This is a genomic window from Candidatus Nanopelagicales bacterium (assembly GCA_018003655.1).
Lineage (GTDB): Bacteria > Actinomycetota > Actinomycetes > S36-B12 > UBA10799 > JAGNDY01.
The window spans coordinates 1-6,393 of the sequence record JAGNDY010000093.1 but is presented as its reverse complement, the minus strand read 5'-3'; the positions used below and the strand labels follow the sequence as shown (position 1 = coordinate 6,393).

Genomic DNA, 6,393 nt, shown 5'->3' with positions numbered 1-6,393 from the left:
CTCGGTGGCAATGTTCGGTTCTTCATTTCCGGCGCCGCTCCGTTGTCGACGGAGGTTGCCCTGTTCTTCTTCGCCGCGGGAATGCCAATCCTGGAGGGTTACGGCCTCACCGAGACCGCTGCGGTCCTGACGATCAGCCGCCCGACCACGCTGAAGGCGGGTTCCGTTGGTGAACCCCAACCGGGCACTGAGGTCAAACTCGCTGACGACGGGGAGATCCTGGTTCGCAGCCCTGCGGTGATGCGCGGCTATCGAAACCGTCCTGACGCCACGGCAGAAGTCCTCGTGGACGGCTGGTTCGCCACCGGTGATATCGGCACATTCGACGAATACGGCCGTCTTACGATCACTGATCGGAAGAAGGACCTGTACAAAACCAGTGGTGGCAAGTACGTCGCGCCGTCGTCGATCGAGAGTGAATTCAAAGGAATCTGTGGTCTCGCCAGCAACATGGTCGTCCATGCAGACAACCGCAAGTACGTCAGCGCAATCATTACGCTTGACCCGGACTCGGTCGCAATGTGGGCAGGTGCCCGCGGGAAGCCGGCGGACTTGGCCACGGCGAGCAAGGATCCGGAACTCGTCGAAACCGTGGATGCGGCTGTCACGGAACTCAATAGCCGGCTCAATCCCTGGGAGAACGTCAAGAAGTACGTCATTCTCGACCGTGACTTCACCATTGAGTCCGGGGAATTGACGCCAAGCTTGAAGGTGAAGCGCCGTGTCATTGCTGACCGACATAAAGAACTCCTCGACTCCCTGTACGACTAGGCGTTAGGGATCAGCGCGCAGATCGCATTCCGTACGGCGCACCACGTGGGGCGCTGACGAACACCATGAACAGGCGTGGGGCAGGATGGCCAGTGTGACCTCACCTCTGAAGCACCGGATGGCGATGACGGTTGCCGGTGCGTTTGTTGTTAGCGGGATCGTGCACCTGACCAGGCCGAAGATATTCCGGCCCCTCATGCCCCGACGCTTGCCCCGGCAGACGGAGATCATCTACGCCTCGGGAGTGGCCGAACTGGTCTGCGCCTATGGGCTCATCCGTGGCCAACGCTGGGCCGGATATGCCAGTGCCGCAGTCTTGGTCGTGGTCTTTCCCGGCAACATCACCCAGGCTCGGTCCCTGACAGCACAGGGCGGGGCAACCTCTGCTCCGGCGATGGTCGCTTGGGCCAGGCTACCGTTGCAGATCCCGATGATCTGGGCAGTGATGCCCGATAAGGAGAACCCATGAGCTCGGATACCGCAGTGGTGGACCAGAACGACGCGACCGAACCGGCGACGGGAAAGCTGTGCTTGGTCACCGGCGCAACCGGATACATCGGCGGGCGCCTGGTGCCGGAACTGCTGGCTGCCGGGATGCGGGTCCGGGTGTTCGCACGACACCCAGAACGCCTGCGAGACACGGGTTGGTTCGACCAGATCGAGATCGTCAAAGGCGACGCGAACGATCCGGACGCTGTTCGCGAGGCACTGACCGGCGTTGAGGTTGCCTACTTCTTGCTCCATTCGTTGAGCACGGGTAAAGGTTTTGCCCACGCTGAGCACTCGATGGCGCAGCTATTCGCCGACACAGCTGCGGAGTGCGACGTCTCCCGGTTGGTGTACCTCGGCGGAATCACCCCGCCGGGAAAGTCCAGCGGGCTTTCCGAGCATCTTCGGTCCCGGGCAGAAGTGGGGAACGTCCTGCGCTCAAGTGGCGTTCCAACAGCCGAATTGCGCGCCGCAGTGATCCTGGGTTCGGGTTCAGCGAGCTTCGAGATGCTTCGCTACCTCACCGAGCGGCTCCCGGCGATGATTACGCCGAAGTGGGTCAGCAACCGCATCCAGCCGATCGCGATCCGCGATGTACTGCGCTACCTCGTTAAGTGTGCCGATCTGCCGCCGGAAGTGAACCGTCACTTCGACATCGGCGGACCGGACGTTCTGACCTACCTGGACATGATGCAGGCATATGCGCGGATCTCCGGATTGCCCAGACGCTTCATCGTTCCTGTGCCAGTCCTGACCCCGAGCTTGTCGAGCCACTGGGTTGGCGTGGTGACGCCCGTTCCGGCGGGAATCGCACGCCCACTGGTCGAGTCACTTCGCCATGAGGTTGTCTGCAGTGAGCATGACATTGCCGAGTACATTCCGGACCCACCTGGCGGATTGCTGCCCTTCACTCAGGCCATCACCTTGGCGATCCAGCGGGTTCGCGATGCACAGGTGAGCACACGCTGGTCGTCGGCATCGGTGCCGGGTGCGCCGGCCGAGCCGCTGCCGACAGATCCGTCGTGGGCAGGCGGCAGCCTTTACACCGACGTCCGAACAGAGCCAGTCCCCGCCAGCAAGGCCGCTTTGTGGCGAGTCATCGAAGGCGTTGGGGGCAAGAACGGGTGGTACTCGTTCCCTTTTGCTTGGGAAGTTCGAGGCTGGATGGATCGAGGCGTGGGGGGAGTAGGCCTACGGAGAGGCAGGCGCGATCCTGACCACCTGATGGTCGGCGAAGCAGTGGACTTCTGGCGAGTGGAAGAGATCGTTGCCCAGCGGTTACTGCGGCTGCGCGCGGAGATGAAACTGCCTGGTTTGGCCTGGCTTGAGTTCACAATCTCCGAGGACGTGAACGGTCGGACCGTGTACGGCCAACGAGCGACTTTCTTTCCCCGGGGCCTCGCTGGCCACCTGTACTGGTGGGCGGTCGCGCCATTCCACGGGGTGGTGTTCGGCTCAATGGTTCGTAACATCACTCGACGAGCTGTCGAATTCGATGGTGAGGGCCAGGTCACCGCGCAAGCCGACGGTGAGACTTCAGCGGAGACGCCAGTGGAGATTGCCAGCTAGGCCCGTTGGGTCGAACGACTGCGCGCGCTGCCGAGGTACGTGCTGATGTCGATGATGAAACCGATCGCGACAATGAACCACCCGAAGCCTTCGATTCCATTGAACGGCACGTAAACCGCTGCCCAGGCCAGCGTCGTCCAGGGCAGAAAGACCAGACCCACCAACCAGATCCAGAATGAATCGAAGGCGATCGTCATCCGGTCGGTGAACAGCCAGAGCAAGACGATGGCCAATCGGGGCGAGATGAGCGCGAAGCACGCGACGAGGCAAGGCATTGGCACACCCTATTAGCTAGCGGTCCACTCACCAAGTGTGTGCGCGAGATTCGCTAGCGAGCTACCCACCACGTGTGTGCGCGTGAATGGGGCAATCTACCTTTGCGTTTCCCGACCCGTCGCCAGATTCGCTGTTGAACGTAGAGCGTGAACCACCCAGCCAACGCCATACCGAGCAGATTGACAATGAGTTGGATGGAGCTGCCGACGATTTCGTCGACGAGCAGGAACGGCAGGGCCAGCGCGATGTTGCCAGCAGCCGGGATTGTCGTCACCGAAATGAACACTCCCACCAGGCCGCCGGCACGTTCGGAGGTAATCGCGAGCACTCCTGCCGCACCGGCCACCAGCGCGATGAGAACCGACCATTGGTCGGGGGTATAGATGAAGGAAGTCCCAGGCCGCGGAGCGGTGATGTCAGCGGCCGTGATCCAGCCAGCAATCCGGCCGATGAGGACAAAGAACGCGACTACAAGGATCGCGGTCGCGTAACCCACGACTAGCGCGACGACTGCTCGCCGCAGGAGGTGGAAGCGGCGACGAACGAGGGCGACGCCAAGGGCTGCGACCGCCCCAAACTCCGGACCGAGAATCATTGCCGCGATGACGAGCACCTGCGAGTCATTAATTATCGCGATGCTGGCCATGGTCGTCGCCAGAATCATGAACGTGATGAAGGACCAATTGATCGTCGCATCGGTATACGACTCCTGCACGACCTCTGACCAGACGACCGCGTCGCCGCTGTCACCGGGGACCTCACGCTGGGCGTCGAACGCAGGTTGGGAAATCCAACTCTCAACGGGATCCATCGAAATGGTGCCGCGGCGATGCACACCCATCGCGACCAATTCGTCGACGATGGAGTTGGCCGCTTCCCGCGCGACATCGGCGGTGATGAGGTCGCCGGTCGGTTCCAGCGAATCACCTGTGGACACCGACAGTGCGCTCACGGCGGGGTCATTCATCAGCAGGTTGCGCACGTCGGCAGCGATGCCTTCTTCGACGTAGACCCGCAGATGGAGCACGTCCAAGATACTGGCTCACAGTTGGTGCAATCAGTGGCAACGACGCGGCCCGTATCCGACCGCGTTGGGCATAAGGTGCCCATATGGCCGAACTCGTCTACCCACCTGTCGTCGCGAGCATGCGGGTCGCTTTCAAACTCTGGGGCCTGCGGTTTGACATCGTGGGCGCGGACAACATCCCAAGCGAGGGTGGCGCGGTCCTGGCGAGCAATCACGTCTCGTATCTGGACTTCATCTTCTGCGGTTTCGCCGCCGACCCTTCCCATCGGCTTGTGCGATTTATGGCGAAGGACACAGTCTTCAAGAATCGGGTGTCGGGGCCGCTGATGCGGGGAATGAAGCATATCCCGGTGGATCGTTCGGCGGGCGCGGATGCGTTCGACTCTGCCCTCGACGCACTCAAGGCTGGCGAGGTGGTGGGAGTTTTCCCCGAGGCAACGATTAGCCGATCCTTCGAGATCAAGGAGTGCAAGTCCGGCGCTGCCCGGCTAGCCCAAGACGCACCGGTTCCGCTGATTCCGATGGTGACCTGGGGTGGCCAGCGCATGTTCAGCAAAGGCACTCCACGCAGCCTTCGGCGCGGGACCTGCATCGCGCTGACCATCGGTGAACCGATGTATCCCGATCCGGACGCCGACGTGGCCACTGTCACCAAGAATCTCCGCGCACGGTTGCAAGAGCTGCTGGAAGAGACACTTGACCGCTACCCGGACAAGCCGCGAAACGATGACGATCGCTGGTGGATGCCTGTTCGGTTTGGAGGTACGGCACCGACGCCAGCGGAGGCGAAGGCCGAGGATGATGCGGCGCACGAACGCCGCCGTGCCCGCGCCCAGGAGAAGAAGGCGCAGGCGACCAAGGGCGGAGAACGGTCATAGCCACCATCCAAGGAAGTTCCGCTCGAACCCAGTGGTTCGCTGTCCTCGCCTACGCCGCTGTGGCAGCTGCAAATCAGACCCTCTGGCTCACGTTTGCGCCCATCACAACCGACGCGGCCGCTGAATACGGCGTATCGGTCGGTGATATCGGCTGGCTCGCCCAGATCTTTCCGCTGCTCTACGTGGTACTCGCGTTGCCCGCCGGCTTCGCGTTGGATCGATGGTTTCGACCGAGTTTGGCGGTCGGTGCTGGCCTCACCGCTGTCGGCGCGATGGTACGACTCATCGGGTCTGACTATCTCATGGTGTTAATCGGCCAGATCATCATCGCGATCGCGCAGCCGTTGATCATCAATGCCGTAACCCGGATCTCCATTGACTACGCACGTGAGCGGGATCGGCCCGCAGCAATCGGGGTTGGCTCAGCGGGCATGTTCGCCGGCATGGTCATCGCATTATTGCTGGGAACCGCATTCGGTGGCAGCGGCCTGCGTGATCTGCTGATTATCCAGGCCGTATTCGCGGTGCTAGCCGCCGCGGCCCTGCTGGTCGGGTTGGCACAGCGAGGCCGACACACCCCAGCGATGGCTGATGGTGAGCAAGCCCAAACGCACCGGCTACGAAGTGTGTGGGCGGATCCACTTATTCGTACCCTCACAGGAATCGTGGCGATTGGTTTTGGTGCCTTCATTGCCCTCACGACGTGGCTACAAGCACTGCTTGAGCCGGCCGGAATTGACGCGACCGAAGCGGGCATCTTGCTACTCGCCTTCGTGATTGCTGGAATTGTCGGTTCGATGACGATGCCGCCGTTGATTGCCCGCTGGGGTCGCCAGCAGCGGTGGCTGCTCATTGCCATTGCGGTATCTGGAGCCGGAACGCTCGTGCTGGCGTTCAGTCCTGGTTACGTGGCGAGCCTCGTGATCTGTGCCGTGATCGGCTTCTTCCTGCTCACCTCGCTACCCATCATCTTGGAGATGGCCGAGCGGCGTGCTGGCCCTGCCAGCGGCACCGCAACAGCTCTGCTGTGGCTCTCGGGCAACGCGGCCGGACTGTTCATCGCGTTGCTCGTCCAGCAGCTCTTGGACCTTCCCGCCTGGGCGTTCGTGCTGATAGCCGTCGTCATGGTCATCGGGTTGCCGTTGGTCCAGGGCCTGCCGCGCGCCACACAGCGTTCGCAACAACCGGAGTCAGTTGGCAGGATCGACTCATGACCGCCACTTCATCGCATGTCACGGGCCCGGCTGTGGCCGTGTCCGAGCCGGATAAGTCCGCCCGCGCGGGAATCTTCCTCGGTGCCTTGGCGCTGGGGAGCTCGTTTCAACCCAACCTGCTCACGCGATCCACTCGCGATCAAGCGATTGTGTCGGGCTTGAGTGCAGC

General features: G+C 62.1%; 7 protein-coding genes. 5 read left to right on the top strand and 2 right to left on the bottom strand.

Features of this window, described 5'->3' with window-relative positions; genetic code table 11:
* The 3 genes from KAZ48_10015 to KAZ48_10005 form a co-directional block, all read left to right on the top strand.
* A partial coding sequence (locus KAZ48_10015; protein ID MBP7973125.1) for an AMP-binding protein occupies positions 1 to 771 on the top strand: 771 nt, incomplete at its 5' end.
* 94 nt (positions 772 to 865) lie between these two features.
* The gene (locus tag KAZ48_10010) at positions 866 to 1,240 is read left to right on the top strand and encodes a hypothetical protein (GenBank protein MBP7973124.1); all 375 of its coding nucleotides are present in this window, start codon (positions 866 to 868) and stop codon (positions 1,238 to 1,240) included.
* Positions 1,237 to 2,829: an SDR family oxidoreductase gene (locus KAZ48_10005; protein MBP7973123.1), complete on the top strand. Its 1,593-nt coding sequence runs from the start codon at positions 1,237 to 1,239 to the stop codon at positions 2,827 to 2,829. The genes KAZ48_10010 and KAZ48_10005 overlap by 4 nt, the downstream gene beginning before the upstream one ends.
* On the opposite strand, the gene KAZ48_10000 is transcribed toward KAZ48_10005, so the two are convergent.
* Entirely contained in the window at positions 2,826 to 3,104 is a 279-nt protein-coding gene (locus tag KAZ48_10000) for a hypothetical protein (GenBank protein MBP7973122.1), read from the bottom strand. The genes KAZ48_10005 and KAZ48_10000 overlap by 4 nt on opposite strands.
* Before the next feature lie 53 nt (positions 3,105 to 3,157).
* The gene (locus KAZ48_09995) at positions 3,158 to 4,132 is read right to left on the bottom strand and encodes a DUF389 domain-containing protein (GenBank protein MBP7973121.1); all 975 of its coding nucleotides are present in this window, start codon (positions 4,130 to 4,132) and stop codon (positions 3,158 to 3,160) included.
* An 83-nt stretch (positions 4,133 to 4,215) separates the two neighbouring features.
* Here KAZ48_09995 and KAZ48_09990 point away from each other — a divergent pair, with 83 nt between their 5' ends.
* Positions 4,216 to 5,010, top strand: coding sequence for a 1-acyl-sn-glycerol-3-phosphate acyltransferase (locus KAZ48_09990; protein MBP7973120.1), 795 nt, complete (start codon positions 4,216 to 4,218; stop codon positions 5,008 to 5,010).
* A 59-nt stretch (positions 5,011 to 5,069) separates the two neighbouring features.
* Positions 5,070 to 6,224, top strand: coding sequence for an MFS transporter (locus KAZ48_09985; protein MBP7973119.1), 1,155 nt, complete (start codon positions 5,070 to 5,072; stop codon positions 6,222 to 6,224).
* The last annotated feature ends 169 nt before the right edge of the window (positions 6,225 to 6,393 follow it).